General features: G+C 42.8%; 22 protein-coding genes, 4 tRNA genes and 1 pseudogene. 16 read left to right on the top strand and 11 right to left on the bottom strand.

The features are described from left to right. Positions 1–177 precede the first annotated feature (177 nt). Positions 178–711, top strand: a complete 534-nt coding sequence (locus R8O10_RS08115) for a lipocalin family protein (RefSeq protein ID WP_017820207.1) — start codon at positions 178–180, stop codon at positions 709–711. 207 nt (positions 712–918) lie between these two features. On the opposite strand, the gene R8O10_RS08110 is transcribed toward R8O10_RS08115, so the two are convergent. From R8O10_RS08110 to R8O10_RS08090, 5 genes are all read right to left on the bottom strand, one after another. Then, the gene (locus R8O10_RS08110; protein ID WP_042520988.1) at positions 919–1,914 is read right to left on the bottom strand and encodes a succinylglutamate desuccinylase/aspartoacylase family protein; all 996 of its coding nucleotides are present in this window, start codon (positions 1,912–1,914) and stop codon (positions 919–921) included. Between the two features lie 110 nt (positions 1,915–2,024). Then, positions 2,025–3,557 carry a putative basic amino acid antiporter YfcC gene (gene yfcC, locus R8O10_RS08105; RefSeq protein WP_005387492.1) on the bottom strand — a complete coding sequence of 511 codons (1,533 nt, stop codon included), beginning with the start codon at positions 3,555–3,557 and terminating at the stop codon, positions 2,025–2,027. A 212-nt stretch (positions 3,558–3,769) separates the two neighbouring features. Next, entirely contained in the window at positions 3,770–4,090 is a 321-nt protein-coding gene (locus R8O10_RS08100) for a c-type cytochrome (protein WP_017633643.1), read from the bottom strand. Positions 4,091–4,168: 78 nt separating this feature from the next. After that, on the bottom strand, positions 4,169–5,173 hold the full coding sequence (gene ltaE, locus R8O10_RS08095) for a low-specificity L-threonine aldolase (protein WP_042520986.1): 1,005 nt from the start codon (positions 5,171–5,173) through the stop codon (positions 4,169–4,171). Between the two features lie 22 nt (positions 5,174–5,195). After that, entirely contained in the window at positions 5,196–5,711 is a 516-nt protein-coding gene (locus R8O10_RS08090; protein WP_318191274.1) for an NUDIX hydrolase, read from the bottom strand. 269 nt (positions 5,712–5,980) lie between these two features. Here R8O10_RS08090 and R8O10_RS08085 point away from each other — a divergent pair, with 269 nt between their 5' ends. The 6 genes from R8O10_RS08085 (at position 5,981) to dld (ending at position 12,728) form a co-directional block, all read left to right on the top strand. Then, positions 5,981–7,642 carry an ATPase RavA domain-containing protein gene (locus tag R8O10_RS08085; RefSeq protein WP_064369231.1) on the top strand — a complete coding sequence of 554 codons (1,662 nt, stop codon included), beginning with the start codon at positions 5,981–5,983 and terminating at the stop codon, positions 7,640–7,642. A 9-nt stretch (positions 7,643–7,651) separates the two neighbouring features. Next, a complete protein-coding gene (viaA, locus tag R8O10_RS08080; RefSeq protein WP_318191273.1) occupies positions 7,652–9,106 on the top strand; it encodes an ATPase RavA stimulator ViaA in 1,455 nt (484 codons plus the stop codon). 205 nt (positions 9,107–9,311) lie between these two features. Then, positions 9,312–9,385: transfer RNA gene (locus tag R8O10_RS08075), tRNA-Cys, on the top strand. A 36-nt stretch (positions 9,386–9,421) separates the two neighbouring features. Beyond that, positions 9,422–9,497, top strand: a tRNA-Gly gene (locus R8O10_RS08070). Positions 9,498–9,736: 239 nt separating this feature from the next. Continuing rightward, positions 9,737–10,639, top strand: a complete 903-nt coding sequence (locus R8O10_RS08065) for a LysR family transcriptional regulator (RefSeq protein WP_318191272.1) — start codon at positions 9,737–9,739, stop codon at positions 10,637–10,639. Positions 10,640–11,021: 382 nt separating this feature from the next. After that, a complete protein-coding gene (gene dld / locus R8O10_RS08060) occupies positions 11,022–12,728 on the top strand; it encodes a D-lactate dehydrogenase (RefSeq protein WP_318191271.1) in 1,707 nt (568 codons plus the stop codon). Between the two features lie 140 nt (positions 12,729–12,868). Here dld and R8O10_RS08055 read toward each other — a convergent pair whose 3' ends face one another. From R8O10_RS08055 to R8O10_RS08040, 4 genes are all read right to left on the bottom strand, one after another. Continuing rightward, positions 12,869–13,177, bottom strand: a complete 309-nt coding sequence (locus tag R8O10_RS08055) for an AzlD family protein (RefSeq protein ID WP_017820198.1) — start codon at positions 13,175–13,177, stop codon at positions 12,869–12,871. Then, on the bottom strand, positions 13,174–13,905 hold the full coding sequence (locus R8O10_RS08050; protein ID WP_017820197.1) for an AzlC family ABC transporter permease: 732 nt from the start codon (positions 13,903–13,905) through the stop codon (positions 13,174–13,176). The genes R8O10_RS08055 and R8O10_RS08050 overlap by 4 nt, the downstream gene beginning before the upstream one ends. A 311-nt stretch (positions 13,906–14,216) precedes the next feature. Next, a complete protein-coding gene (alr, locus tag R8O10_RS08045; protein ID WP_025767730.1) occupies positions 14,217–15,446 on the bottom strand; it encodes an alanine racemase in 1,230 nt (409 codons plus the stop codon). A 201-nt stretch (positions 15,447–15,647) separates the two neighbouring features. Further along, positions 15,648–17,279 carry a methyl-accepting chemotaxis protein gene (locus tag R8O10_RS08040; protein ID WP_053303666.1) on the bottom strand — a complete coding sequence of 544 codons (1,632 nt, stop codon included), beginning with the start codon at positions 17,277–17,279 and terminating at the stop codon, positions 15,648–15,650. 550 nt (positions 17,280–17,829) lie between these two features. Here R8O10_RS08040 and R8O10_RS08035 point away from each other — a divergent pair. From R8O10_RS08035 to R8O10_RS08020, 4 genes and pseudogenes are all read left to right on the top strand, one after another. Then, positions 17,830–17,916, top strand: a tRNA-Leu gene (locus R8O10_RS08035). A gap of 36 nt (positions 17,917–17,952) precedes the next feature. Then, a tRNA-Cys gene (locus R8O10_RS08030) sits at positions 17,953–18,026 on the top strand. A 307-nt stretch (positions 18,027–18,333) separates the two neighbouring features. After that, positions 18,334–18,570, top strand: a pseudogene (locus R8O10_RS08025) (alpha-amylase); the annotation flags it as partial. Between the two features lie 83 nt (positions 18,571–18,653). Beyond that, the gene (locus tag R8O10_RS08020; RefSeq protein ID WP_005375990.1) at positions 18,654–18,908 is read left to right on the top strand and encodes a hypothetical protein; all 255 of its coding nucleotides are present in this window, start codon (positions 18,654–18,656) and stop codon (positions 18,906–18,908) included. 74 nt (positions 18,909–18,982) lie between these two features. On the opposite strand, the gene R8O10_RS08015 is transcribed toward R8O10_RS08020, so the two are convergent. Together R8O10_RS08015 and R8O10_RS08010 are read right to left on the bottom strand one after the other, a co-directional pair. After that, positions 18,983–19,771 carry a lipase family protein gene (locus tag R8O10_RS08015; protein WP_005375991.1) on the bottom strand — a complete coding sequence of 263 codons (789 nt, stop codon included), beginning with the start codon at positions 19,769–19,771 and terminating at the stop codon, positions 18,983–18,985. 69 nt (positions 19,772–19,840) lie between these two features. Next, complete coding sequence (locus R8O10_RS08010) at positions 19,841–20,770, bottom strand: CHAD domain-containing protein (protein ID WP_213872422.1); 930 nt, start codon at positions 20,768–20,770, stop codon at positions 19,841–19,843. 789 nt (positions 20,771–21,559) lie between these two features. Between R8O10_RS08010 and R8O10_RS08005 the strand changes: the two genes are divergently transcribed. The 5 genes from R8O10_RS08005 to R8O10_RS07985 all read left to right on the top strand — a co-directional run bounded on the left by R8O10_RS08005 (position 21,560) and on the right by R8O10_RS07985 (position 26,037). Further along, positions 21,560–23,152 (top strand): hypothetical protein, encoded by a 1,593-nt coding sequence (locus tag R8O10_RS08005; RefSeq protein ID WP_212734075.1) that lies wholly within the window; start codon positions 21,560–21,562, stop codon positions 23,150–23,152. Between the two features lie 153 nt (positions 23,153–23,305). Further along, complete coding sequence (locus R8O10_RS08000) at positions 23,306–24,496, top strand: site-specific integrase (protein ID WP_169644543.1); 1,191 nt, start codon at positions 23,306–23,308, stop codon at positions 24,494–24,496. Between the two features lie 79 nt (positions 24,497–24,575). Beyond that, positions 24,576–24,965, top strand: a complete 390-nt coding sequence (locus tag R8O10_RS07995; protein WP_169644541.1) for a hypothetical protein — start codon at positions 24,576–24,578, stop codon at positions 24,963–24,965. Positions 24,966–24,994: 29 nt separating this feature from the next. Then, positions 24,995–25,552 carry a hypothetical protein gene (locus tag R8O10_RS07990; protein ID WP_169644539.1) on the top strand — a complete coding sequence of 186 codons (558 nt, stop codon included), beginning with the start codon at positions 24,995–24,997 and terminating at the stop codon, positions 25,550–25,552. A gap of 62 nt (positions 25,553–25,614) precedes the next feature. After that, complete coding sequence (locus tag R8O10_RS07985) at positions 25,615–26,037, top strand: DUF2787 family protein (RefSeq protein WP_169644537.1); 423 nt, start codon at positions 25,615–25,617, stop codon at positions 26,035–26,037. Positions 26,038–26,663 lie beyond the last annotated feature (626 nt).

The raw sequence follows: 26,663 nt of genomic DNA, 5'->3' as shown, positions 1-26,663 counted from the left end.
AGTCAAAAATAGAGCAATCTTGTTATCGATTTGCTGAGATGACGAGGTTTCGGTGTTCAGCGCGCTATTGATGATGAAGAATTGTGATGTGTACCTATGAGGGCGATGGTGCGGCTTAGTGATCGATTTGTTATCTTCTAGAGTAAAATCAATCACTAATTAAAATTTAGGTGTTGTATGAAATCGATAAAAATATTTTTACTTTTGTCACTTGCAACTTTATTTGGTTGTACCTCGAAGCCGGATGGGGTGGAACCCGTCAATAATTTCGATTTAGAGCCATATCTAGGTAAGTGGTACGAAATTGCACGCCTAGACCATTCATTTGAGCGAGGCTTATCCAACGTTACCGCTGAGTATCAGGTTCGCGAGGATGGTGGGGTTAAGGTGATAAACCGTGGATATTCCGAAGAAGAGCGACAGTGGTCAGAAGCTGAAGGCAAAGCTTATTTTGTTGAAGATAAAACGGTTGGACACTTAAAGGTTTCCTTTTTTGGGCCAATATACTCTTCTTACATTGTTTTTGAGCTAGGTGAAAACTATGACTATGCGTTTGTTTCCGGTTACAACCACGACTACTTGTGGCTATTGTCTAGAACTCCTAATGTTGATGAGAAAGTAGTGGAGCGCTTTAAGTACGTAGCTAAAGAGAAAGGTTTCGCTATCGACGAGCTCATTTTTGTTGAACAAGAGAAACAACGGCAGCTTTAAGTTCATCAGCGTGGCTGAAAAAGCGGACAGAGGGGAAGCTTCCTAATTAAGAGCTCAGTTTGTCATTTCGCTTAACAGTAATTTGTTACGGCGTAACTTAATGTGGTCAAAATGGATATAGCCCCATCATTTGTGATTACTCGTGATGGGGCTTATATAAATTTGAGTGAGCGTCGAAAGGTTGCTCTATCAACAAACGGTTATGGTTTACTTAATCAAACGAACGATCAGGGAACCTGGTGCTCGAATAGATTCAACATTGTGGCTAAGTACTGTGCCGCTTGTTGGGGCGGTGTAGCGTTTAATCTCAGCGCCAAAGCTGTCGTATTGAATCGCAAGAAGTTGACCTTGCTCGACAAAATCCATCAAACTGACATGAGGCAGTACAAAGCCGCCGTGTGTCGCTTTCACACTGATGATTTCGTTTCCTTCCAAGCATGACGTAATAGGGTCCATATCACCTTCAACAATGTTATGCTTTTTCAGCACATTAAAAATGCCTGTTACAGTTCGACTGATAAGTTCTTGCTCGGTGTATCGCCCCATACCTACTTCAACAGTAATGCTTGGGACACCATGGTTATTCCAGACCGTTTCAAGGACGCCAGCATCTCCAGGATCATTTAAAATCGCATCAGGATTAATGAGGCGAGCCATTTCTAATGATTGCTCGATTCGGAAATCTGCAAACACGTAAAGTGGATAGGCAGCACCACTGGTTTGAGTGTGAACGTCAATGGCTAAATCAGCATTTGGCTTGAGCAAATCATTCCACAATGCATATAAGTAACGTTGGGCCTCATTGCCGTTTTGGTCACCAGGAAAAAAGCGGTTTAAGTTTGCAGGAGACGCATCAGGGTCTGCGGAATAGAAATCGCGGCTGTGGTTTAGCATACCAGGCATGTTAATGGTTGGAACAATAGTGACAGTACCAGCGACTTCAGTGCCGATGAGCTCTCGAGCAGTTTTCTGCGCTGCTAACACACCATTGTACTCATCACCATGAACCCCTGCGGTAATCATGATCTTCTTGCCAGGTTTTTCACCTTTGAACACTAGCACAGGTAGGTGTTGCCACTGAGAGAGAGCATTCGTTGCGATGCGAAACCAAAACTTATGCTCGCCCGAATTTAGGTCTGCTACATTGAGAGATTGAATCACTTGATGACCTTGAATCACGTCATCGAGAAATTGTGTTGCCATTAAAGTTACCACTCCAAAACCATAAGCTAATCTAAAACCTTAGCGTCGTCATACCATGAATATTAATAAGGCGAGAACATGTCTCGCCTTAATTACCAATTGGTTTCGTTTTACGCAAAACCCATAATATGAGCTGCGATAACGACGATACTTGATAGGGTAAAGAGTAATAGAATAAATCGCCAGCAGAATTTTGCCCAGTCACCCCAGTCGATACGGCAGACACCAAGCGTTGCCATGAGAGATGCCGAAGTAGGGACGATAACGTTAGTAAAGCCATCGCCAAGTTGGAATGACAAAACTGCCACTTGGCGTGTAACGCCTGCAATGTCTGCCAGAGGGGCCAGTAGAGGCATCGTTAGTGCCGCTTGTCCAGAGCCCGAAGTGACGAAGAAGTTGAAGATAGATTGGAATACATACATTAACCATGCCGCAGCCACGTCAGGAAGCCCGCTAATCACGCCGCCAGCACTGTTTAGAATTGAGTTCAGTACACTCGCTTCATCAGTTGTACCACCACCAAGGATCAACAATACACCTTTTGCACAACCCACTAATAGGGCAGGTGCAAGCATAATAGCTGCACCTTCTTTAAATGCATCAGCTGCGCAGTTCAGCGTCATACCGTTCAGGCGGAAAATCGTACCGATGATCGCGACAACAAAGCCCATAGTGAAAAATTGAGAAGCGATTTCTGGGATGTACCATGCGTTAGCGACCACGCCCCAAACGACCCACACCGTGGTCGCAATAACCGTAAGGATAACGAGTGTGTCACCTAGGTTCCAACGAGAATCTTGATTGCCAAGCTCTTGCTGACGGAAATACTGGTCTGTGCGATGGCTGTAAGAAAGTTTAGGATTTGACTTCACACGAGCGGCGTAGATCATTGTGAAAGCGATACCGATTAACGTAAAGCCAGCCCATAACCCCATGCGTACTGTCATGCCGGATAAAACAGGTACACCAGCAATGCCTTGCGCAATAGCTACGGAAAAAGGGTTCATCCAAGAAGTAGCGAAGCCAATTTGAGTCGCAACATAGGTAACCATTACCGTAGTGATACCATCATAACCAAGGCGAACCATAAGCGGCGCGATAATAATCGCAAACGCTACGGCTTCCTCACCCATACCAAATACCGCACCGCCTAGCGAGAACAGCAAAAATAGCACTGGAATGAATAGCGCTTCGTTACCTTTGGTCTTATCGATAAGGCGCAGGATACCGTTATCGATTGTGCCTGTGCGCATTACAACGCCGAAAGCACCGCCGATAACCAACATGAACATAATCACGCCGATTGCGCTGCCCCATTTAGAGCCAGAAACTAGCCCTTCGAAAGGGAAGTTCATCAAACCAATGCCACCACCAGAAGCAAACAGGCCAACTTTGTTGTAAACCAATTCACCGTTTTCGTCGGTTGCATAAGAGAAAGAAGAAGGATCGATAACTGTGCGAGTTTTTTCTGCACCGTCGACCATGTAGGTCACCTGTTGGCTATCAAAATGACCAGCAGGAATTAAGTAGGTAAGAATCGCAGCAAGAATACCAACAATGAAGATCAAAATGAGGGTATCTGGCATCTGCCACGACTTAGGGGTAGCAACCGAGTCTGCTGGTTGCGCATGTGTGTGAGACATAACTTACTTCACGTCAAATTCAATAAAGCATGAAATATCGATAAAATAGAATAAAAAGTCAATATTAATGCTTATGTTGAACTATAAATTCATCAAATATTTGAAGTGAAGTTAATTTGATTGTTTTGTGGTCAAATGTTAGGTTAATGTTTCAATATGCGTTGAGTTTGGATGATTCACGAGCTTTCATAGTACATCTACAGGTGATCTAATCACTTGATTTCTGTCTGTTCTGCATAAAAAGCAGCGACATCACGAAGGTCTTCATCATTTAACATTTTTAACTGTGCTGCCATCATTTCTGCAAGTGGCCCTTTACGCTCACCGGCTTGATAAGATTTCATTGCATTGTAAAGGTACTGAGCATTTTGACCAGCCAGGCTTGGATAGGTGTTGTTCGTTGCGATGCCTGTAACACCGTGACAATAGACACAGCTAGGTGATTTGATTTTACCTTTATCAGCATCACCAAACGGCTCGGCATGGATAGCGGAAGAGAAAATAAAAGAGATTAGAAGTACAAATCTGAGCATGGAGGTTATCTATTCGCTAAAAATCATGCCGATACAATAAAGCTTCCCCTTAGGGGAAGCTCAATGATCAAAATCAAATTAAAGTAGAGATTTTATACTTGATAAGAAAGTGTCGATGTCTTTCGCTGAAATATCTTTATGAGTTACAAAACGAATTGGATTTCCAGGGGTTATCGTGATGTTTTGTTCCTTTAGTTTCGCAGCGATACTTACTATGTCCACTTGAGGAGCAAGCTTCGCGAACACGATGTTCGTTTGAACAAATTCAGGGTTGACTGAAAAACCAGGCAGTTCTGCTAAACCTTCCGCTAAGGTTTTTGCGTTGATGTGATCTTGTTTTAGCTGTTCCACTTGTTCGGTAAGGGCAAGTTTGCCTGCTGCGGCAAGAATACCCGCTTGACGCATACCACCGCCGACCATCTTTCTTAAGCGACGTGCTTTTGCGATGTAGTCTTTGCTACCAAGCAGTAGCGAGCCAACAGGGGCAGCCAGACCTTTCGACAGACAGATCGTCATTGAATCAAAGTACTGACCGATCTCTTTTACCGGAACATCAAGTGCAACGGCTGCGTTAAAAACGCGAGCGCCATCTAGATGCATCTGCAAGTTATGTTTATTCACGAAGTCACGTGCTTCTGCTAAGTAAGACAGAGGTAGTACTTTACCATTAATTGTGTTTTCTAAGCTGAGAAGCTTAGTGCGAGCAAAGTGACAATCATCTGGTTTAATCGCAGCAGCCAGTTTATCAAATGGTAGCGTGCCATCTGGGTTATTTTCGACTGGTTGAGGTTGAATTGATCCCAAAACCGCCGCGCCACCAGCTTCGTATTTGTAGTTATGTGCTTGTTGCCCACATAGATATTCATCTCCCCGCTCGCAATGCGCCATTAAACCGAGCAGATTGGCTTGAGTGCCTGAAGTGGTAAACAAAGCTGCTTCGAAACCAGCAAGCTGCGCAGCAAATTTTTCAAGCTCATTGACCGTAGGGTCATCACCATAAACATCATCCCCAACGGGGGCCTTAAACATGGCTTCTCGCATGGCTTGGGTGGGCTGTGTAACGGTATCTGATCGAAAATCCATGAATGTCTCCTTGGTCAAAGTCCTAAATATATCCGCAAAGGCGCGCTTTGCTTAAGCAAGCGATCGTTTTAGCATCGGTGATCGTGCCATCGACAATCTTTTCTTCGAGTTGCTTGATTGACAAGGTGACGACCTCAATCACTTCGTCTTCATCGCACTCGTAACGGTTTGTTTTGTTGAGCTTTTCGGCAACAAATAGATACTGTATCTCATCACAAAATCCGGCAAGAGGGGTGACTTGGCCGAGAGACGTGAATCTCTCTGCACTAAACCCAGTTTCTTCCTCTAACTCTCTTTTGGCGCAGCAGAGTGGCTCTTCGTTGCCTTCCCTGGTACCAGCAGGAAGTTCCAATAGCCATTTATTAAGTGAAGGCCGAAATTGGTGGACAAGGACAATTTCACCCTCCGCTGTAATAGGGAGAATCACTGCAGCGCCCGGATGATGGATTGTGGTGTGCGTAATTGCCTGTCCTGTAGGAAGCATAACGTCTTCTTCAATCAGAGAAATTTGCTTCCATTTATGAATTATCTTGCTCATGCAGTTATGAACCCTAGCTGTTACCGCATTTTTGACGTTTTTCGACATTAACCACAAATGGTGGGAAACAAAAGCAAAAAATACTGCAACACGACGAAAGCGTTTGCACTTTAAGTGAGCAATGTCTCATAAATGGAAACTTTGATTGCTTCGTCAAGATGGGGAAAAGCATCTGCTATAAGGGGAATTCGACAAAATACATTTGTAACAAAGTTATAACAAGTGTATAAAAATGTTAACGCAATACCACTTCAGTAGCCGGAGAACGTATGACACAAACCTTATTTGCCTCAAATGCCGAAAAAGCGCTTCTCTCAGAACGCATCAATAAATTGGCGAAAGCGTTAACGGATGGCGTTTATGAGCGTGAACATACGATCAAGCTCTGCCTTCTTGCTGCACTTGCTGGTGAAAGTGTTTTTCTTTTAGGCCCCCCTGGTATTGCAAAAAGCTTAATTGCCAAACGACTCATCCAAGCGTTCGATAACAGCAGTTACTTCGAATACCTGATGACGCGCTTCTCAACCCCTGAAGAGGTGTTTGGGCCACTGAGTATCCAAGAGCTAAAAGACAACGGCCGTTATGTTCGCTTAACTAAAGGGTATTTGCCAACTGCACAAGTCGTATTTTTGGATGAAATCTGGAAGGCGGGGCCTGCAATTCTTAACACATTGCTGACAGTGGTTAATGAGAAAACATTCAAAAATGGCAGCGATATCGAGCGTGTGCCAATGCGCCTGTTGGTATCGGCTTCCAATGAATTACCCGATGAAGATAGTGGATTGGATGCCCTCTACGACCGCATGTTGGTGCGTGTGTTTGTGAATCGAATTCAGAATAAACAAAACTTTAAGTCGATGTTGACTGTGGGCACATCGCAAGAGGCACAAGTACCAGAAGGCCTAGCGATAACTGATGAAGAATATCATCAATGGCAACAACAGCTCGACAAATTGACGCTAACCGACAATGCATTCGAAAAGCTTTTCCAGCTTAAAACGATGTTAGAAAGCAAAGTTGAAGCTCAGTTTGGTGATGTGGTCAATACCGACATGTATGTCTCTGACCGCCGCTGGAAGAAAGCCGTGAAGTTGTTAAAAGCGAGCGCGTTTTTTAATGGTCGCGATGAAATCAATCCGCTTGACCTTCTACTGCTGCAAGATTGTTTATGGAACAGTCCTGAATCGCGAGATGTGGTACGTGAAGTGGTTCAAGAGTTCGCCTTAAAACATGCATTTGATCAACAAGACGCGGAGCAGGAAATCGAGTACTGCCGTGAGTCTTTGGTTGATGTTCAACATGAACTTGAAGATGCCTACCGCATGACGTTAACGTCTGAAGCGGCAACGGGTATTTTGCGCAAAGAAACCATGCGCTTTGATACCTCTAAAGCCAAGATGTACAAAGTTGGCGCAGCCGTTAACTTAGTTAAATTGGTGGTCTTGCAAAGCAACATGTCGGTTTCAGAATCAGAAAAAGGTGATAGCCGCTGGGTTTATGTACCCAAAGATGAGTTAGATCGAGTCATTAAAGAGGGAAGCGGTGATGTGTATGGTTACGTCAATCAAAACACCAACATGTGCCGTTTACGATTTGACGTTGACGCGGCGAATAACCTAGTTATCCGTGATATCGCGAACCGAGGCATTCTGGTTAGCCTAGTGACTCAAGAGGGCTTGGATGTAGAGCTCTACCAAAAGTGGTTAACGCAGAGCGAAAAAGCCGTAAATCAGCTTAGTGAGGCAGAACACCATATGCGTAAGGTGAAAGCGAACTTTCATGATGCGCTTCCGCATAGCTTTGTTGATCCTGAACTACCCCGCCTAATGGAGTCGAGTCTACAACAGGTCAGTCAGAGACTTGAATCAATCCAAGCAGAAAGTGAAAAAGTTATCCAACGCTTTAAAAACTTAAATCAGTTTTTCTCATAAGGAGACGACATGCTAGGTGCAGACGGACTTAACCTCGCGCTGATGGTGGCCGACTCCGGCATCATCGATAGCGCAGTTAATGATTTGATGGCTCGTTCACAAGTCATGATGATGGCAGAAAGCCGAGGCGTTAAATCTTCGGTCAAAGGTCACTTGTTAAAGTGGCGAGGCAGTGTTAAAAAACGGATCACCAAGGTATGTGAGACAGAGCGTTTCCAACAAGAGCTGTCTTTATATCAAGAGGTTATTCATTGGGATGAAGAGGCGTTTTTTGAAAACATCGAAGATGTGATTAAAAAGCTGGAATGGCACTCTGCGTTTTACATGCAAGCTCGCCGAATGATGGAAAAGAACAAAGGGATGAATAACCCTATGTTCCCTCATTACTTTTGTGATCAATGGTACCAAAGCCTCACCGATGCTATAAAACAAGCGCAAGTAAGCGAGCTTGAAGCCAATAAAGAAAAGGTGCTGAATGACCTGTATCAACGTATGGAAACCATGCGTAATATGGATAAAGTCACGGAGTCGGGTGACGCTGAAAGTGTAGGGCGCCTGTGGGATATGGCATCTGCCAAGTTGAGTAAAACAGACTTAACGGTGATGAAACGCCATGCTGAGTTTCTGAAGAAGCACCAAGGCTTGCAAGAAATTGCGGAGCAACTCGGTCGTATGGCGGGGCAAGTAAATGATCCTGAACTAAATCGTGCGCCCACTGAAGAACTTCAATTGGTCGAAGAGAAAAGTGATGAGGCGACGGATGATATTGTCGGTATTCACGAAAGCGATGATCTAAATAAGCTACTTCCCAACGAAACGATGTTTTTGGCGTATCCTGAACTTGAAGTTGTGTTCTATAAACACTTAGTCGATAAACGGCTCATGAACTATCGTACACAAGGCAAATCGCGCACGTTACGTAAAGTTAAAGCTCACCGACCTGACCATAAAGCGGTAGATATCGAAAAAGGCCCCTTCATTGTTTGTGTGGACGCGTCCGGTTCCATGAGTGGCTTTCCTGAGCAATGCGCCAAAGCCATGGCTTATGCTCTGATGCAAATCGCACTAGCGGAGCAACGTGATTGCTATGTCATTATTTTTTCTACGGAACACATTACATACGAACTAACCAAACAAGATGGTCTGCGCGAGGCGGCGGACTTTCTAACTTATAGCTTCCATGGTGGTACAGACTTAGAGCCAACTTTGATTAAATCCATCGACTTGATGAGCGGTGATAAATATAAAAACGCAGACATGGTAGTCATTTCCGACTTTATTGCGCCAAAACAACAAGACGAGTTACTGGCCAAAGTGGATGCGCTCAAAGCGAAGAAAAACCGTTTTCACGCGATTAGCTTATCGAAATACGGAAATCCTGCATTAATGTCGATGTTTGATCACACTTGGTCTTATCACCCTAATGTTGTGGGAAGATTGCTAAAAAGGGTCAGCAACTATTAAACGCCTTAATGTTTCATGGGACAAAACGAACTGAAAGCTAGATTTATATTGCTTCGTTTTAAGCCAATAAGATCGAACTTTGGTCGAATTGACTTAAAAGAAATCAAACGAACAGAAAATGAAATATTTTTGTTTGACTATCTTCTCTCAATCCGTAAAGTAGCCACCAACGCAACGGGGTAGAGCCCTGAAGCGTAATAAAAAAGGCGCCTTGGCAGAGTGGCTATGCAGCGGATTGCAAATCCGTGGACCTCGGTTCGACTCCGGGAGGCGCCTCCATTATTCTTTTGAGAGCGAATGGCTTTCGAGAAAAATGCGACACTAGCTCAGTTGGTAGAGCGCAACCTTGCCAAGGTTGAGGTCACGAGTTCGAACCTCGTGTGTCGCTCCAAATTATTCAGATATGGCCATGGCGGTATCTCGATGCCAAGTGCATCAACTTAAAACCAGCGAAAGCTGGTTTTTTTGTATCTGAAGACTGATAAATTCATACCATCTCTTTTTCATTACCTGTGAGCTTAGCAACCCCATCTCTGTCACGAGTTTCTGATATTAAGTGTGACCTGATGTTTCGCACCTCAGCCAATTTCAGTTTACAATACGGGCTTCCAAAGGATTTGACGAAGACGCATGAGAAATACCGACGATTACATCATTTTTTATCACTTGATCGAGCAAGGTTCATTCAGTGCTGCCGCGAGACATATGTCACTGACCAAATCGGTCGTCAGTAAACGCATTGCCAAGCTTGAACAAGAGCTTGGTGTACAGCTTCTCTACCGAACAACGCGAACGCTAACGTTGACTGAAGCAGGACGAGCGTTTTTTATTCATGCAAAAGCGGTTTATCAAGCGGTGGCAACGGCGGAAGAATCCATTGTGGGTTTAGGTAAAAACTTATCTGGACACATTAAAATTTCGGTGCCTACTATCTCTGGTGAATTAATTCTTCCTCAAGTGATTAATGAATTTAATCAGAAATACCCAGACATCAATATCGATATGGATCTAGATAATCGTTTCGTCGATATCGTGAATGAACGTTTTGATTTGGCAATTAGAACGGGTGTGTTGCCAGATTCTAGTCTGATTGCAAGAAAGCTGGTGGATGCGAATTGGATCATTTGCGCGTCACCCCAATACCTAGCTAAACATGGCATACCTAAACAACCTCAAGCCTTGGCTAAACACAATTGTTTAGTCTATTCCTACCAAGAAACCGGAGCGCATGAGTGGGCGTTTAAAGATGGAGACGAGGTATATCAAATCACCGTCGACGGTAACCTCTGTACCAACAATTCTTCTGTATTGAGAAATGTAGCGCTGTTAGGGCAGGGAATCATCTATGTACCGCGTGTATTGGTTTATGAAGACTTAAAACAAGGCAGTCTGATTCAGTTATTTAAAGACGAAACAGCCAAATGTTTGGGTATTTATGCGGTGTATCCCTACACTCGTCAGCAACCAGAAAAAATTAAGATCTTTATCGATCATCTATACTCAAGCTTTCAAAGTCAAAACCATCGATTTTAAGCCAATAACTCAACACCGATCGTTATATTGGTGTTGAGCTTATGTTTCCATCTTCATTTCTAAGAATCCTCTTAAATTTAGGGGCTTACGCTTCTCCTCGTTTTCTTCACTAATATTGATAACAAGATACCCCGCACAACTGTTAACAAATGGTTTTTCTATTGTTTCTTTTAAGAAACGGTCTGTTTCTTACGTTAAATTTCTCAAATGTGAAAGATAAGTGACAGAAAAATAAAGAATTATTTTGTTTGTTGTTTATTGATTACGTATTGCTCGCCCGTCTGACATAGACGCAGAGAAATGGACTGCTTATAGTGGCTCAAACGCCATGCCTGCCGCTAAGCGGTGTTGTGAGCGAAGTACAATAACTAGAGATACGGATATGAAACAAAAGCAGCTGATTGAAGAATTTAAAGCCATCGTTGGGGAAGAAAATGTTCTAACCGACGAGGTTAAAACGAAATATTACCGCTCGGGGTTTCGTTCGGGTAGTGGTAATGCGCTTGCTATCGTGTTTCCTAATACTCTTCTAGAACAATGGAAGATTATTAAACAGTGTGTTGAAGCAAACTGCATCATTATCATGCAGGCGGCTAAAACAGGTTTAACAGAGGGCTCGGCTCCGAGTGGTAATGATTATGATCGCGATGTGGTTGTGATCAATATTACCAAAATCAAGAAGATTCACTTATTAGATGGCGGTAAGCAGGCGGTTTGCTTGCCTGGTGCGAGCTTACACTCTTTGGAGAAAGAGCTGAAGGCAGTGAACCGAGCACCGCATTCTATCATCGGCTCTTCATCGCTAGGTGCCACTGTGGTCGGTGGTATCGCCAATAACTCAGGCGGTGCGCTAGTTAAGCGTGGTCCTGCTTATACGGAACTGGCGATCTATGCGCAGGTGGATAAGCAAGGCCAGTTACATTTGGTGAACCACCTTGGTATTGAAGGATTAGGTGAAACGCCAGAAGAAATTCTAACAAACCTGGAAGAAGGGAACTTTGACCCAGCGAAGATCATTCATGATGAGCGAATGGCATCAGACAAAGAATACGATGAACGTGTTCGAGACGTGACTTCTGACATTCCTTCTCGCTTTAATGCCGATGAACGCCGATTATTTGAAGCCAGTGGCTGCGCTGGTAAGTTGGGGGTTTTTGCCGTTCGGGTTGACAGCTACCCAGTACCCGAAAAAGAGCAGGTTTTTTACCTTGGCACCAATGACCCTGCGAAACTAACGAAGTTGCGAAAAGACTTCTTATCTACGTTTGATAACTTGCCTGAGATGGGAGAATACTTGCATCGAGATATCTTCAACATGGCAGAGAAGTACGGCAAGGATGTGTTCTTATCCATCGACTTGTTAGGTACAGATAAGTTGCCAAAAATGTTCGCACTTAAAGCTAAGGTAGAAAATTTCTTAGAGCGCATCCCATTTGTCAGTAAATATCTACCAGACACCATTTTGTACTACGCGAGCAAGTTGTTCCCACAACATTTACCAGAACGAATGCTGGATTTCCGTGACAAGTATGAGCATCACCTGGTATTGAAAATGAGTGATGGTGGTATTGCTGAGGCGCAAAAATACCTCAAAGAAGTTTGGGCTGTTGAAGACGACTGTGATTTCTTCGAGTGTACGCCGGAAGAGGGTAAAAAAGCTTATTTACATCGCTTTGCAGCAGCAGGTGCAGCAATTCGTTACGAGACGATTCACCGAAAAGACGTAGAAGACATCGTTGCACTTGATATTGCTTTGCGACGTAATGATGAAGAGTGGCTAGAAACTTTGCCTGAAGAGGTAAGTAAGAACCTTGTTCAAGCGCTCTATTATGGTCACTTTATGTGTTACGTCTTCCATCAAGATTACATTTTCAAAAAAGGGACTGACACGAAGTTGATGAAAAAGCTGATGCTAGAGCACCTCAATAGCCGTGGTGCCAAATACCCAGCAGAACATAACGTGGGTCACTTGTATGAAGCCGAAAACTCGTTGCAGAAGTTTTACCACGAATTAGACCCAACCAATACCTTTAACCCTGGTATTGGTAAAATGGACAAATATAAGCGCAATTGTAACTGCTGTGCGTAATGTGCTGTCTCACCATGATTAATAATCGTTGTTCATCGTTAAAATGATGGGCATAAGATAAGCCCTGATGTCACTCGTGACATCAGGGTTTTGTATTTTGGGTCTTTTATTGATGACTGGTATCGGCGTTGAAACAGCGACTAAAGAGCACGTACTGCAGCGGCGGCGATGATGCCTGCTGCGATTGCGGGTAGAGGCTTTTTCACGATGAACATGACAACGGCAGTAGAAAACAGTGCTGCTCTAGCACCGTTATCACCCTCTACTGCTAGCGGAGCTAAAAGGGCAACCAATACGGAGCCTGACATCGCAGTAATGAAACGTTGAACCCGTTCGCTAATTGGAATGAATGACATAACATACACTCCGCCCCAGCGGGTTATGAGCGTGACTAACGCCATAGCGATAATGATAAGCAGTGTGCCACCTAAGGTTGTTTCGATGTTCATGCTTTCTTCTCCTTCCAACAAGCACCCAAGACTCCGCCAGTAATGGCGCCAACCACTACGTGGCTATTCTCTGGCAAATACCAATACGCCAACATAGAAGAGGCTGCTGCTATGGCCCAAATTGCAAAGATTCTTAAGTCTTTCGGCCCAGCCACCACCATAGACAGCAGGAAGCATCCCATAACCATATCGAGCCCTAGGCCCACCGGATCTTTGATTGCGCTACCAAAATAAATGCCGATCCAGGTGCCCACAATCCAAAAAGACCACATCGCTAAGCCGCCACCAACAAGCAAGCCAAAGCCTGGTTCTTTTCTACCAAATGCATTGAGTGCCATTGCCCAGTTAGCGTCTGATGCTACCAGCATTACACCGTAACGTTTTGTTGGTGGGAGTTGTCGTAACCATGGATAAAGTGTGGCTCCCATCAAGAGGTGACGAGCATTAATAGCAAATACAGTAATAAGAACTGGAATGAGAGGGACTTCTGCTCCCCACATTTCTAACGTGGCAAATTGTGAAGCTCCGGCGAAGACCAGTGTGCTCATCAACATAGTGGGAAATACATCTAGTCCAGTCTGTACCGCAGCAACACCGAAAGCGAGGCCAAATATGACCACGAACATAGAGAGGGGTAAAAGTTGGGTGAAGCCGTTCCAGACGTCAAGCCGATTAAATTCGTGCAACTCAGTGGAGGAGCGTTGAAGATGTTGAGTATTTTCTGTCATAGAGATACCTAGCTAGCAGGCAAAGGGGCAGTGCCATACGAGTGTGTTTGTTATTCTTTTGTAAACTTCATGTTTAACATCAATTGGAGGGGCTTTCAAACTCTAAGTGCTATATAAAATTGAGCCATCCAAGCGGCTTTAAGAAACAGAGTGTAGAGAGTCGCGCTTGGTAGTGCTAAAGGAGAATAAAACAACAGAAATAGTAAGCTCTGTTTAATTGATAACATCACGAGCTAGTACAGATTAGTAAATAAGAAAGAAAGCGAGCACGAGGCTCGCTTTTTCGCTCTGTTACGAATAACTGAATAGGTTTATTTTACGTAGACACGAGGGTTCGCGCTTCCCCAAACCGTGTATAGTTCAGGGAAGATGACTTCTGCGTGTTTTTCCATCTCAGCAGCTGAAATCGTTTTGCCTTGTTGGGAGCCAAACAAAACAACTTCAGAACCAGGCTCAACATCTTTGATACCTGTAACATCTACCATAGTAGTGTTCATTGAAGCAACGCCCGCAACTTTTGCACGTTGGCCATTGATCAGAACTTCTGCCGTATTCCCCATTTTTCGTGGATAACCATCAGAGTAACCAACAGGAATGTTCGCCATTAAGCTTTCTTTGCTTGTTGTGTAGCTGCTGTCGTAACCGACTGTGCTATTTTTTGGCAGGTGGTGAACGGATGCCACGCGTGTTTTGAAAGACACGATAGAAGGGTACTCAGGGTTAGTTGGTAAGTCTCCGTATAAAACGCCACCAGGACGAACCATATCAAGCTGCGCCTCAGGAACATTAAGCGCGGTGTAAGAGTTTGCTACGTGCAGTAAAATGTTGTCGCGTTTTAGATTCGCTTCTTTAATCAGCCATGCAGAACTGTCTTTGAATGAAGCTAACTTTTGGCGCACGTCGTCTGCATTGTAGTTAGGGAAATGAGTCATGATACCAACAATATTTACGCCAGCTTGTTGAGCGATTTTTAGCGCTTCTTTCTTGCCTGCTTCTGTCGTCATATCAACACCATTACGTCCCATACCACCGTCGTTCAGAGCAAGGTGAACTTTGATTTCTTTACCAGCTTTCTCGGCTAGTTTAGACAGTGCTTTAGCTTGCTCTGCTGTGCCTATCAACTCTTCGACATTTAGGTTGATTGCGGCTTCAATCTCGCCAATATCCGCTGAGCGTACACGCATAAGTTGGCCTTTAAAGCCACTGTCGCGAACAGTTTGTGCTTCGGCGTTACTTGCAACGGCAACGCAAGGAATTTGTTGCTCGATAATAGTCGGCATCAGGCCTGCGATACCATTGCCGTATGCGTCGGCTTTCATCACGGCACAAATTTTCGTTTTGCCATCCATGTGCGATTTAAACTGCTCAATATTATCGCGGAACTGACCTAAGTTTATTTCTAGCCAAGCGTTAGCACCTTGAACTTGCTCTGCTTTTGCTGCTGTATTGCTAATTTGAAGAGGAGCAGCAGTAGCTTGCATTACAGGAACCGCGATTGCAGCAGCGATAGTCAGTGATAGTAAGGTTTTATTTAAGCGCATAAAGTCTCCGTACGCGTTTTTTGTATTGGTTATGTTATTGAGTACTTGGGGAAAGTACCTGACGAAGTAAAACGCTCCAAGTGGTGCTTTGGAGCGTTTATTAAGATAGTGATTTAATATATACCTAAATATACCTCAGTGATGACATTCAATTTAAGCAAATCGGGATTGATTTGATATCTACTAAGGTACCCACTGAGTTTAACTCAGTTTAAAGCGGCTCATTACATCTTTAAGAGAAATGGATAGCTGGCTTAGTTCGCGGCACGCCTGTGCGGTTTGCTCCGAGCCTTGCGAGACCTCTTGAGATGCTAAATGTATGTTTTCAATGCTGCGGTTAAGCTCTTCCGCAACAGAGTCTTGCTGGTTACAAGCCGTGGCGATTTGGGTACCCATGTCTGAGATGTCCGAAATCGAATGCTCAATGTCGCTCATCAGCTGTTTTGATTGAATGCCTTGTTCTGCACATTCTGAGATACTGGTTCTAGAAAGTTCAGTGGCTGATTTTGCGTCTTTTGCAAGTGATTGTAGCTGCTCAATGATCGAAGTGATTTCACTCGTTGAATCTTGCGTACGGCCAGCAAGAGTTCGAACTTCGTCTGCAACGACGGCAAAGCCACGACCAGACTCACCAGCACGCGCCGCTTCAATGGCTGCATTAAGTGCAAGTAGGTTGGTTTGATCGGCAATGTCGCGGATAACATCCACGATCACGTTAATTTTATTCGATTGCTGTTCAAGCTCTGCTACGGTATCGCCTGCAGCGCCAATTACGTTTGAAACTTCTTGAATCGCGTCAACCATACCTTGGGTTTCACGAACACCGTGTTGTGTGCGTCGGTTTGCTTCGTTAGCTTGGTTCGCTGAGTCTTCAGTGTTACGAGCAACATCGGCTACGGCCGCTTTCATTTCTGTCATTGCTGTTGCGATGTGCGTAATTTGCAGCTGTTGATCTTTCATACCAGACGCAGAAATATCGGAGATTTGGTTCATCTCTTCGACAGCGCTGCTTAACTGAGTAACTGCAGCAATCACGTTATCGATAACTTGGCGTAAGTCATCTTGCATCTTAGTGGTCGCGTCTGCCAGTTCACCAAGCTCGTCATTGCCGATTGCTTTACGGTCAATGTCACTTGATAGATCACCTGTCGCGATGGCATTTGCTTGCTCAACAACAAGTTTAAGTGGGCCACAAATTAGGCGAGTCAGCACGTATGTCATGCCTACCATGATCAGTAGAATAATCACGTTACTTGCAATTGAAGAATTACTCAATCCATTTACAGAGGACAGGATATGAGTTTTGTTGCTATCCATAGCTTCTTTAAGGAGACGGATTAGTTCGCCTAACTCTGAGTCAACCGCTTCGAAAGCAGACAAAGAGTTCGCCAAAATAGGGTGGGCCTTGCTTTTGTCGTTAGCTAGCATCGCTTCATTGTACTGGTCCATAGTATCCAAGTACTTTTTCCACTGACGCATAAGACGCTGGTAAGTTTGCTGCTCTTCGCCAGGCCAGATAGTTTCACCGTAAGCGTTGAGCTCTCTAGTGATCTTTTCGCGTTCTCTAATATTGTTAGAAATTTTAGTTTTGACTTGGTCTGCGTCTTCATAAGTGTACGCAGCAAATTGAGCTCGGCGCCAGCGAGACAAATGATCTCGAATCGAATCGACCCTTTCCATTGCAGGAAGCGTATCATCGGTATAGTTTAAAAGCTCAGATTTGATGCTTTTGAGCTCTGTAGATAAAAACACGCCAAATGCAATGTTGACGATGGCAATGAGTAAAAACGATAGCGATATCTTTTTCGCTATAGAAAGATTCTTGATAGACATTAGTGATATACCTTGTTTTTCTTATGTTGTGTCGCCAAAGTAAACCACATCCTTATATGTGATATATGTCCATTAAATTACTGCAACTCGTGTAACGTACCATTATTTATTGATATTTTCGATAATGAATTGAGCTTTGTTTGAAAATAAAAAAAGTCAATGATTTTATAAAGGTACGACCACATTCGATATAAAGTTATCAGTAACAAAATATGATGTTCTGTACGCAATCGTGCCAAGAGTAGGGAATTAAATTGTTACAGATGTTACAGCGGTGAAAAGATCAGCGTTCATAACGTGATAGTCGCGTGTTTACATCGAAGCAGTTACGGACACTAGTATGCGTATGACTTCAGGGCTAATGAAAGGGAACGGGTGCTTATTGGTCTAATTGAATGCCAAATGTACTAGTCAGATCGCTTTTTAAGCACTTAAATAAAAAAGATAAAATTTATTGTTGACCAGATAAATTAATCCGTTAAAGTACGCCTCGTTCTCACGGCAAAGGTCGATGAGACAGATGGTGTCTAACCCATCGCATGATTGCGTTGCCCTGGTGGTGGAATTGGTAGACACAAGGGATTTAAAATCCCTCGGCGTTCGCGCTGTGCCGGTTCAAGTCCGGCCCGGGGCACCATCAAAATCTTTGGTGACAGAGATACAAAATCAGAAAGGCGCCTTGGCAGAGTGGCTATGCAGCGGATTGCAAATCCGTGGACCTCGGTTCGACTCCGGGAGGCGCCTCCACTATTTCGAAAGCCAGTCTTAAATGACTGGCTTTTTTCGTTTTTAATCCGCCTTTTCGTAACCCTTCGCGCTTTCCTAAAGTCTCCCATGTTTTGATCACCATTCAATATTTTTAACGCGCTAATTATTGATTTTATAAATGTTAGACAACTCAATAATTGTATAGTGTGATTGGTGATAGTTTCTCTTCGATTGTAATCCGAACTTTTTGTATTACAGGCAGCAACCTAGCTAGCGTCATAGTTAGTATCGCTTGGTGCGTATATGCAGAAAGGAGGATTCTAGTCCTTAACGTGAGAGAAAAATAATGAAAACATTCAACCTTAAACCTACACTTTTACCCTTAACTTTGCTGCTCAGTTCGCCTGTAATGGCGGCACAAAATGGCACCATGATGCAGTATTTCCATTGGTATGTGCCAAATGACGGTGCACTCTGGACACAAGTTGAAAACAACGCGTCGGCACTATCTGATAACGGCTTTACTGCGTTATGGTTACCACCCGCCTATAAAGGTGCTGGTGGTAGCAACGACGTCGGTTATTTTCAATGAATCAATGTGTTATTTGATATTCATTCGACAAATGAGTAACTTATATTTGAGCATAATCTAGAGGAAGATAAAGAATGGAATCTATTGCTGATGTATTGGTTGTGGCTATTGTGTTCGGTGCCATATTTGGGGGCGGGATAATAAAGTTAATCTTGAACCATCGTAAAGAAGTAAGAGCGTTGGAGATATCTGAACGTAATACGATGAGCCGAGAAGAACAAGATAACCTTAACAAGCAAATTGGTGACTTGAAGCGACGTGTTGAAGTGTTAGAGCGAATTGTCACAGATAACAAATATCAACTTGAAAAAGAAATCGCCTCTCTGTAGATCACCACTTAATCGTAAAGCCGGCGAAGTCCGGCTTTTTGGTGTCTGTACGTCATACCTTTCGGATGTTTAACTCAGCGTTCATCAAAAAAGTCTTTGTCGCGAATGTATTTACTCATAAAGTGATAAGAGAACGGTCGCATTAACCAACTAAATAAGGAGCGCCCAAGCCGTATGAGCGTTGGGGTGTTCTCGTATATTCTCCCGTTATATAACCATAGCATTTTGCCTACATGCCAATACAAAAAAGGTACGGGCGGCATAAAGGTCACGATGTCGATGTCGCAACAAATCCTGTATGTTTTGTGCCCCAAACGGTAGCGTTTCTTAAACGTCCAATCTCCGACAGCGGGCTGTCCGAAAGTGACCACGCGTTTAATGCTTTTGGGGTATTTTTTCTCAATATAGTCAGCAAAAACACTGCCAATCGCGCCACCTGAAGAGTGGCCAGTAATAGTGATTCTTTTCCCCCTGAGAATAAGTGGTACAACGATACCTTCGAGGCGTTCGATCACGGTCAACCCTAACCGATCTTCATTCCGGCTCGGTAAACTTTCTTGGAACAACAGATGATAGAAACCTGCGTGAATGCGATAGTTTAGTCCCAACCTTCGACAGCTTCTCGTCCACATCGCGAAGTTCAACAACCAATCACTGATACTGTGTGAGCCTTTAATCACTACGACCACTTCACTCTGTTTTTTACTCCAGAGCACGCGAATCATAATCTTACCGTGTTCATTTCTAATGACTCGTTGCCCATTAGGATCGAATCCATATTGAGTTTGTCTGAAGACGCGAGGGTAGGCGAGATTACAAAGCACCGCATAGCGCTCGTATTGGTATCGTTTTAATGGTTTCACGTTAACTTTCTTAGTGGAGCCTAACGGTTGACTGTAATTAATGAATATTAAAAATACGTGAACCTTGATTTAGGGTCGGTAGAGATTCTGTGTATTGGTATCGCGAATGAAAGACTCAAACTGGCTTAAATGCGTCAAGATGGTTTGGCGAGAGAGTTCATGATGTTCGCTAAGCACGTTAATTAGCTTTTTCAAAGCCTTACGATCTTGTTTATTGAGATTTGCTGTCTCTTTGAGTTGTGCGAAAAATTCAATTTGACTTGAAGTGTCGTTAAAGTCACCGAGTTTATCTTGCAATAGTTTTAGTTGTTTCACGTTGTTTTTGTGCTGTTGGGAAGGATAGAGCGTGGAAAACCCTTCTAACAGATAACGCAGCGCTTTGCACTTTATCCGCATCGAATGAATCACGCTGTCACGACTTTTGTCCGAGATCTTGCGCCGTGCTTTATCAACTTTTTTAAATTGATCGTAGATTTTTTGGCTTGCGAAGAGTAACGCAGGTACGTTGCTATCCACTGGTTCGTGTTGCGTACTTCGCAGCAGACTATTCCTGACCAAAGTGCAGTGCGTTGTGTATTCTTCCGTAGCTAGCCAACGCGTAACTTTTGCCTGTTCGTAAGCACGTTCGGCTTCGATAAAGCCAAAAAGCTGTTCAAGAGACGATTTGTGGTTTGGGAGCATTTCAATGTATTGTTTTTTGCCCAAGATAAATACGTCCAAATCACGCAGCTTATTTGTTTTCTTCATCATTATTTTTAAATGAGGTTTCAAAATACGCTGTTCAAAAGGAGGGAGCAGTTCGCGAAGTAGTAAGCATAGTGAGCGTATGCGCCTCAGTGTGACGCGATATTGATGTGTAAATTCAGGATCTAAGTCTTCGATGACTCCCTGCTCCAGAGAGCGTGCATAATCAAATTCACTAAGGAAGAAGTGGGGCACTACGAAGTCGAGTTCGGAGTCGGCATGTAAGGGTAAGTGAAATGATGGTTTTCGAAACATGATGAGCGCTATTTTGTTCTCTGAAATACACGTTAAGTTTATACCCATACTGTTAACTTGCGCGATTTGTTGGCTCTTCATTGATATAAAATGAGAAGGTTAAAAGGCACGAAAGCAAAGCGTATTGATGATCAAATAAGCAAAATGATCGCCCTTTGTTCGTTAGAGTCGTCTTTTTAACCATTTGAATAAAAAAGACTAATTTTTTGTTGACCAGATAAATTAATCCGTTAAAGTACGCCTCGTTCTCACGGCAAAGGTCGCGAGATAGATGGTGTCTAACCCATCGCATGATTGCGTTGCCCTGGTGGTGGAATTGGTAGACACAAGGGATTTAAAAATCCTAGAAAAATTGCGGTGTCGTAATCAGTAAAAATCATATCAAGCCGGCTTAATGCTGGTTTTTTTGTACCTGAAATTCAGGGTAAGCCTTCTCCTCAAACCTACCTCCTGTCTATCTCCTGTTCTCTGTGCAGATTTCCTGTGCGATTAAAGTGTCAAGAATCTCCTGTGCTGATGAACTGTGCGTGATTTACGTGCCAATATAGCCAAGGCTGAATTGCTGTGGGTCTCTTGTCTGTGTCCGGTCTGGTGGGGCGTGATGAAGCGGACGCGAAACCTAATAAAAGTTTTTACTTAAGGGTTAGTGTCCACTTTATAGAAAATTAACTAGTAATCATCCCGGCCCAAACGTTATCAGTTCACAATTTTTGGCAAGTATGCGCATGCTGGAATATCTTTCTTATGCAGCGTGTTGATATGATTGTGTGCTAAAGATCAGCTTGAAATATGTCTATCGAAAACCTGTTTGTTGAAGACATTCAAGATTCATATTTGGAAAAGGGCGAGTTAATGAGTAAAGTATCATTGTTTTTTGGTGCTGGTGCCGAAATTGGCTATGGTTTACCGTCAGGAGGGAAATTTGCCCTCGACATATTTAGAATGGATGTTGCTGAAGACAAAAAACGGTTAAGAGAAGCAAGGGAAAAAGTCAATAAACGCTCAAATTATGCCAAGAATTGGCTACCACAAGACTATGAGAAGAAGCCCATATCATCATTTGGTAGAACTCAATATGAAAGCTTGGTTAAAAGTAGTTTAGAGTACAAACGTTTTGATATTATTAGATATCTATCAGAATTTGACTCTAGAGTCTCAGAATTAGCCCGTAAGTTTGATGAAACATTTGATAGAAACATACGCGAAGCTTTTGAAAGGGTTTTGGGTATATCATTTGGTTCAGAAACATTTAGCCATGAAATTAGAATTTCTGGTATTTTGGGAGATTATAATCAACTGTTCTCAAGCGACTTTTTCTCGAGTTACTTGAAAGCACTTGAGCTCCCATCCACGGATGAAAACTTCTTTATAAGAAAAAGGTGCCGTGACTTTTGTCGTTCTGTCCTTGAGCTGCTTATAGGGGCTTGTGGCGAAGAATTAGTGCATAATTTAAATGATGGCATTTTTGAAAAGAAACCTGATGAGATTGACATATTTGATGATCTCGGGGCTATTTTTTCTTTAGATTATAGAGGGGCAGGTTTGACAGGCCTCGAAGTTATCTTAGATGGCGAGCCAATTGCAATAACAGCTGATACAAGTGATGAACACCTTATATGTGCATTTGCCCTAGAAATTCTTGAAGATATCTTTGCTGCTTCACTAGACTATCAATCACTGATTGATTCTAACTGGCGCTATCTTTATAGCCCAAAAACAGATTGGGCCAAATTTTGCAAGATAAATATATTTTTGAATACGGCTCAACGATATATATCATCTATAGCTGATAAATTCCATGAGAAAATAATAAGTGGTGATGGTTACTATCATGATATTCTAAATATTAAAGAAGAGCATGAAATTAAGGCTATTGGTACAACGAACTATAACAACTTTATCGGAACAATATCAGATGAAGATGTTTATTATTTGAATGGTTCAGTTGATGACTGCTATGATCCTTACCTAAATACTATTGTATCTAAAGAAATCTCAGCCGATAGTCAGCATTTTACAGTTCCATTTTTATTTACTCAAAGTGGGATTAAACCTCTCACATCAATTAAAATGTCTGAACGTTATGTGAAATTATACAATAACCTAAAGGAGTCTGATGTAGTCGCAGTTATAGGCTATGGTTTTAATGTGGATGACGGGCATATTAATGGCCTATTCCGTTCTTGTATAGAAGATGATGGAAAGGAACTAGTTATTTTTCACTACACAAATGACTTTGGTGCAGAATCTGATTTAAAGCTTAAAGAGTATTATCAAGAAAGATTGAGGTTGAAAGACCATTCAGGAATTACCGTTATTAAAGTAGGGAATGACCGGAAAACACCTGAAGGTAGTTTTTGGTACGATACGTTGAGAGAGTAAAACAGTTGAACTTTCTTTGTCAGTAACCTGGAATAGATGTGAAGCCTGACTTGTCTGTATTACATTAGGCTTCGTGTCCGACTTTCTTCCGGATTAGTACAAAAATTAGACATATATTCTTATTGAGTAAGCCAGTAAAGAGGTTCACTTAATATGGAGAAACGTTTTAAATTCACTACGGCTAAGATCACTAGCTTACCTTCCAATGATCCTAATTCTCGGTCCACTGAAGCAGAGTATTCCTGTTCCGAATTATCGGGCTTCAAGGTTCTGGTTGGTAAAAATGGGCGAAAGAAGTGGTTGGTTCGATATACTTTGAATGGTAAAAAAGGCTCTTTATCTCTTGGTACGTTTCCAGAAGTTTCCTTGGCGGATGCAAGGAAGCAAGCGCAACGTATTAAGCTAATGGTTGCTGAAGGAATAGATCCAAAAAACTCAACCGTCAAACCAGACATACCTACTGTATCTGAATACTTCAACAATCACTTCATTAAAATTTCTAAGTCACGCAAGAAAAGCTGGCGTCATGATATAGCAAGATTTAACCACTGTGTTGATATTTGGGATATCAGTTATGACCAGCTTAAAGTTTCACACATACAGTCCATGGTTGCAGGATTGATGGATAAGGTTCATTTACGTGGTAAGAAGCTAAGTCGTTCAACAATTAACCGTGTGTTATGTTTGCTCAAGCTAATGGGCCGCATGATAGAAGAAGAGTACTCCATTCCCAACGTTGCGGCTCGTGTTAAGTTGTTTCCAGAAACAGGAGCTAGGGAGCGATGGCTATCGCCTCAGGAGATAAAACGGATTTTCGAAGAGCTAAGAAAACCGGATTATTGTCCTATTCGTAGCCGGTTTATTATTCTGCTTTTCATGCTGGGATGCAGAGAACGCAGTCTCAGGGCTGCTCGTTGGCCAAATATTGACCTTGAAAATGGTGTGATGCGTATACCAAGGGAAGACTCAAAGAATGGGTTTCAACACCAGATCCAGCTTACACCCCAGGCGATTCAAGAGTTTCGTTTTTTGCTAAGGCTCAAGAAGAAGGGGAACCCATATGTATTTCCAGGGCAAAAAGAAAAGTCACACATCAGCCAACCTCGACATTTGTTCAACAAGATCAAAAAAGAATTGATGCTTAAAGAACCCGATCAGATCGTTTTTCATACAGCACGTCACTCTTATGCATCATCACTTATATCTGCAGGCGTTGATGTTGGTGTGCTAAAGCAACTTCTCGGCCATAAGTCCATTAGTAGCACAATGCGTTATGCGAGAGCTGGGAATGAGTCTCTTCGTCAATCTTCGCAAGTTCTAATCCAATTAATCGACGAAGCCTAATCGCTTCGATATTAAATCAACATATCAAGCCCGAACTCAACGAATGAGTTCGGGCTTTCTTATATATGGAGTTTTGAAAATGAAAATAATCACACAATTCAATGAGCTTGACTCTCTACCATTATCGAAAGAGACGATAGCAGCTTTACGACACCACATGACTGAACCATTCGAATTTGATGATGTAATTACTGCTGAATTCTGGCAAGAGGTTAGCACTAGCCTGATATTAATCGAAGAGTCAGATACGGATGAATCCATTAATCAGCAACCAGAGAGTGTTCAGCATCTTATTCGTTTTGTACAAAACTACCCCGAAACGGTTTACCTTATTAACAGTACTGACACGGATTTTATCATTGCCCTTGCCATCATCACATCAGCAGGGGGCGGCGTTTATTTAGTTAGTCCGACATCAAATACGTCTCACCCTGTACAGGTTTTGTTACCGCACGCAGAGTCGCTATAACTCAAGCCAAACAATAAGGATAAATATCTATGTCCCGCAAAACCGCCAGTAATAAAAATAAAGCCGATAGCGAGGTAGAAGTTATGGAAGAAAACTTACAGACAGGAATGGAACCGGAGAAAGTACAAGAGACACAAGACCAAGGTAATCAGGAAGCAATAGAGTGTGAGAATACTGCCACTTTGCTATCAGGGAAAGCTAAAAAGCTTAGTCCAAAGAGCGAGAGTTACATTTATTTCGACTTGGTCAAAACAATAGAAGATGAAGAACTGCATCTAAAGCTAACGGGCAATGATAGTGGGGGCTTATTTACCAAAGAACTCATTTCAATAAGAAAATTGATAAATATTCTTAAGGAGTACAAAGATAAATCATTTAAAAGTACAGTGTTAAAACCAGCAATAATCGGCGGAAGTGCTAATAATCCCTCGTTTACAGCTAGTGCACTGAGATCTGATACGATTGGACTAATAAAGGCTGCGCCGAATAGTCTGTTTCTTCACGTTCTGTCGACAAATTTTGATGAACGTCGTGATCAACTGCTCGCATTAGTTGACGCTGACACCTCCACCGAAACTACCGCATAAACCCCTTTCATACTGCGCACTAATCAAGAGCGCAATCCTCGAAAAATCAAAGAGAAATTATTATGAAACTGACCTATGGCGAAAAGCTAGGGCTACCTGTGTCTGATGCTTTTAAACAACTAATTAATGAAGAAGTCAGTAAACATCAAATCAACAATGACGTTACCGCAATTACGCTTAATTACCGTGATAGTTTATATACACCCGAAGATGGAGGATTTCACCCAGTAGAGCTACGTTTTGAGAAAAAAGATAACTGCTGGCATCTGGCTTACCTGACTGACTTTTCCTATGCTGGCCTTTACTCTGAACTTGAGAAAGAAATTGATTTCGATGTGACTCACGATGTCGCTTTCATCCGGTTCATGGGCGAAGTACCACTAAGCAGGCCAGATGTGCAGGACTTCTTTAAAACTTACCAGGCTAACTTTATCAGCTATGTAGCAATGGAAGCTTACGATGACGTTAAGCTAACTGTGGACTGAAGGAACGACCAGACCGGGACAAGAAATGAACAGGAGAAATTTTCACGTTGCTCTGGTCTGTACATTGGACAAGCCATCATGCCAGTGAAAACAAGGTGCGATGGCTTTTGCCTTTTCATTACTGGTCACCGAGCCAAGGGATTAGAAAATCCTTGAACTTCAAAGCCAAAGGAGGAGATCTGAATGACCTTGTGTCAAATCAGTAGTTGGAACTGTCAGGGAAAATTCCCGAGAAAGTTAGCGTTCGACTCATGGCTACATGTAAAAGCAAGGGCTGAAAACAGGTGCGTTGTGTTTGTGGAAGGTCAAAGCGGCCACGGAGCCTAAATCACATTGTTATAAGGTGAACTGGCCGGTTGATGGGGGACGGATTAGTAATCGGCTATTCCGGCCCCATTACTATTACTGGCAATGAGGAAGGGTAATGGATCGCCAAACGGACAATTTTCGTTAAACGTGATGCACTCTAACGATAGCCAGAGGTGATTGAATCTGTAATTTCAATAGCTATATATTATTAACAATTCGGCCCCTAGCGGGTTATTTATTAGTTTATTAGGATGTACTAAAAAATAGCAACGTTTTAAGTTTTCCCTTATTCGGTATCAGTCTACGATTCCATCAAG

Source organism: Vibrio sp. 1727, from assembly GCF_033344415.1.
Taxonomy (GTDB): domain Bacteria; phylum Pseudomonadota; class Gammaproteobacteria; order Enterobacterales; family Vibrionaceae; genus Vibrio; species Vibrio alginolyticus.
Note: the sequence above shows the minus strand (reverse complement) of the source record. Positions and strands in the feature narration are given on the sequence as shown.

Bases quoted from the DNA above. Each gene is read 5' to 3' on its own strand.
- R8O10_RS08115 (WP_017820207.1), top strand. From the start codon at position 178: ATGAAATCGATAAAAATATTTTTACTTTTGTCACTTGCAACTTTATTT.
- R8O10_RS08110 (WP_042520988.1), bottom strand. From the start codon at position 1,914: ATGGCAACACAATTTCTCGATGACGTGATTCAAGGTCATCAAGTGATT.
- yfcC (WP_005387492.1), bottom strand. From the start codon at position 3,557: ATGTCTCACACACATGCGCAACCAGCAGACTCGGTTGCTACCCCTAAG.
- R8O10_RS08100 (WP_017633643.1), bottom strand. From the start codon at position 4,090: ATGCTCAGATTTGTACTTCTAATCTCTTTTATTTTCTCTTCCGCTATC.
- ltaE (WP_042520986.1), bottom strand. From the start codon at position 5,173: ATGGATTTTCGATCAGATACCGTTACACAGCCCACCCAAGCCATGCGA.
- R8O10_RS08090 (WP_318191274.1), bottom strand. From the start codon at position 5,711: ATGAGCAAGATAATTCATAAATGGAAGCAAATTTCTCTGATTGAAGAA.
- R8O10_RS08085 (WP_064369231.1), top strand. From the start codon at position 5,981: ATGACACAAACCTTATTTGCCTCAAATGCCGAAAAAGCGCTTCTCTCA.
- viaA (WP_318191273.1), top strand. From the start codon at position 7,652: ATGCTAGGTGCAGACGGACTTAACCTCGCGCTGATGGTGGCCGACTCC.
- R8O10_RS08065 (WP_318191272.1), top strand. From the start codon at position 9,737: ATGAGAAATACCGACGATTACATCATTTTTTATCACTTGATCGAGCAA.
- dld (WP_318191271.1), top strand. From the start codon at position 11,022: ATGAAACAAAAGCAGCTGATTGAAGAATTTAAAGCCATCGTTGGGGAA.
- R8O10_RS08055 (WP_017820198.1), bottom strand. From the start codon at position 13,177: ATGAACATCGAAACAACCTTAGGTGGCACACTGCTTATCATTATCGCT.
- R8O10_RS08050 (WP_017820197.1), bottom strand. From the start codon at position 13,905: ATGACAGAAAATACTCAACATCTTCAACGCTCCTCCACTGAGTTGCAC.
- alr (WP_025767730.1), bottom strand. From the start codon at position 15,446: ATGCGCTTAAATAAAACCTTACTATCACTGACTATCGCTGCTGCAATC.
- R8O10_RS08040 (WP_053303666.1), bottom strand. From the start codon at position 17,279: ATGTCTATCAAGAATCTTTCTATAGCGAAAAAGATATCGCTATCGTTT.
- R8O10_RS08020 (WP_005375990.1), top strand. From the start codon at position 18,654: ATGGAATCTATTGCTGATGTATTGGTTGTGGCTATTGTGTTCGGTGCC.
- R8O10_RS08010 (WP_213872422.1), bottom strand. From the start codon at position 20,770: ATGTTTCGAAAACCATCATTTCACTTACCCTTACATGCCGACTCCGAA.
- R8O10_RS08005 (WP_212734075.1), top strand. From the start codon at position 21,560: ATGTCTATCGAAAACCTGTTTGTTGAAGACATTCAAGATTCATATTTG.
- R8O10_RS08000 (WP_169644543.1), top strand. From the start codon at position 23,306: ATGGAGAAACGTTTTAAATTCACTACGGCTAAGATCACTAGCTTACCT.
- R8O10_RS07995 (WP_169644541.1), top strand. From the start codon at position 24,576: ATGAAAATAATCACACAATTCAATGAGCTTGACTCTCTACCATTATCG.
- R8O10_RS07990 (WP_169644539.1), top strand. From the start codon at position 24,995: ATGTCCCGCAAAACCGCCAGTAATAAAAATAAAGCCGATAGCGAGGTA.
- R8O10_RS07985 (WP_169644537.1), top strand. From the start codon at position 25,615: ATGAAACTGACCTATGGCGAAAAGCTAGGGCTACCTGTGTCTGATGCT.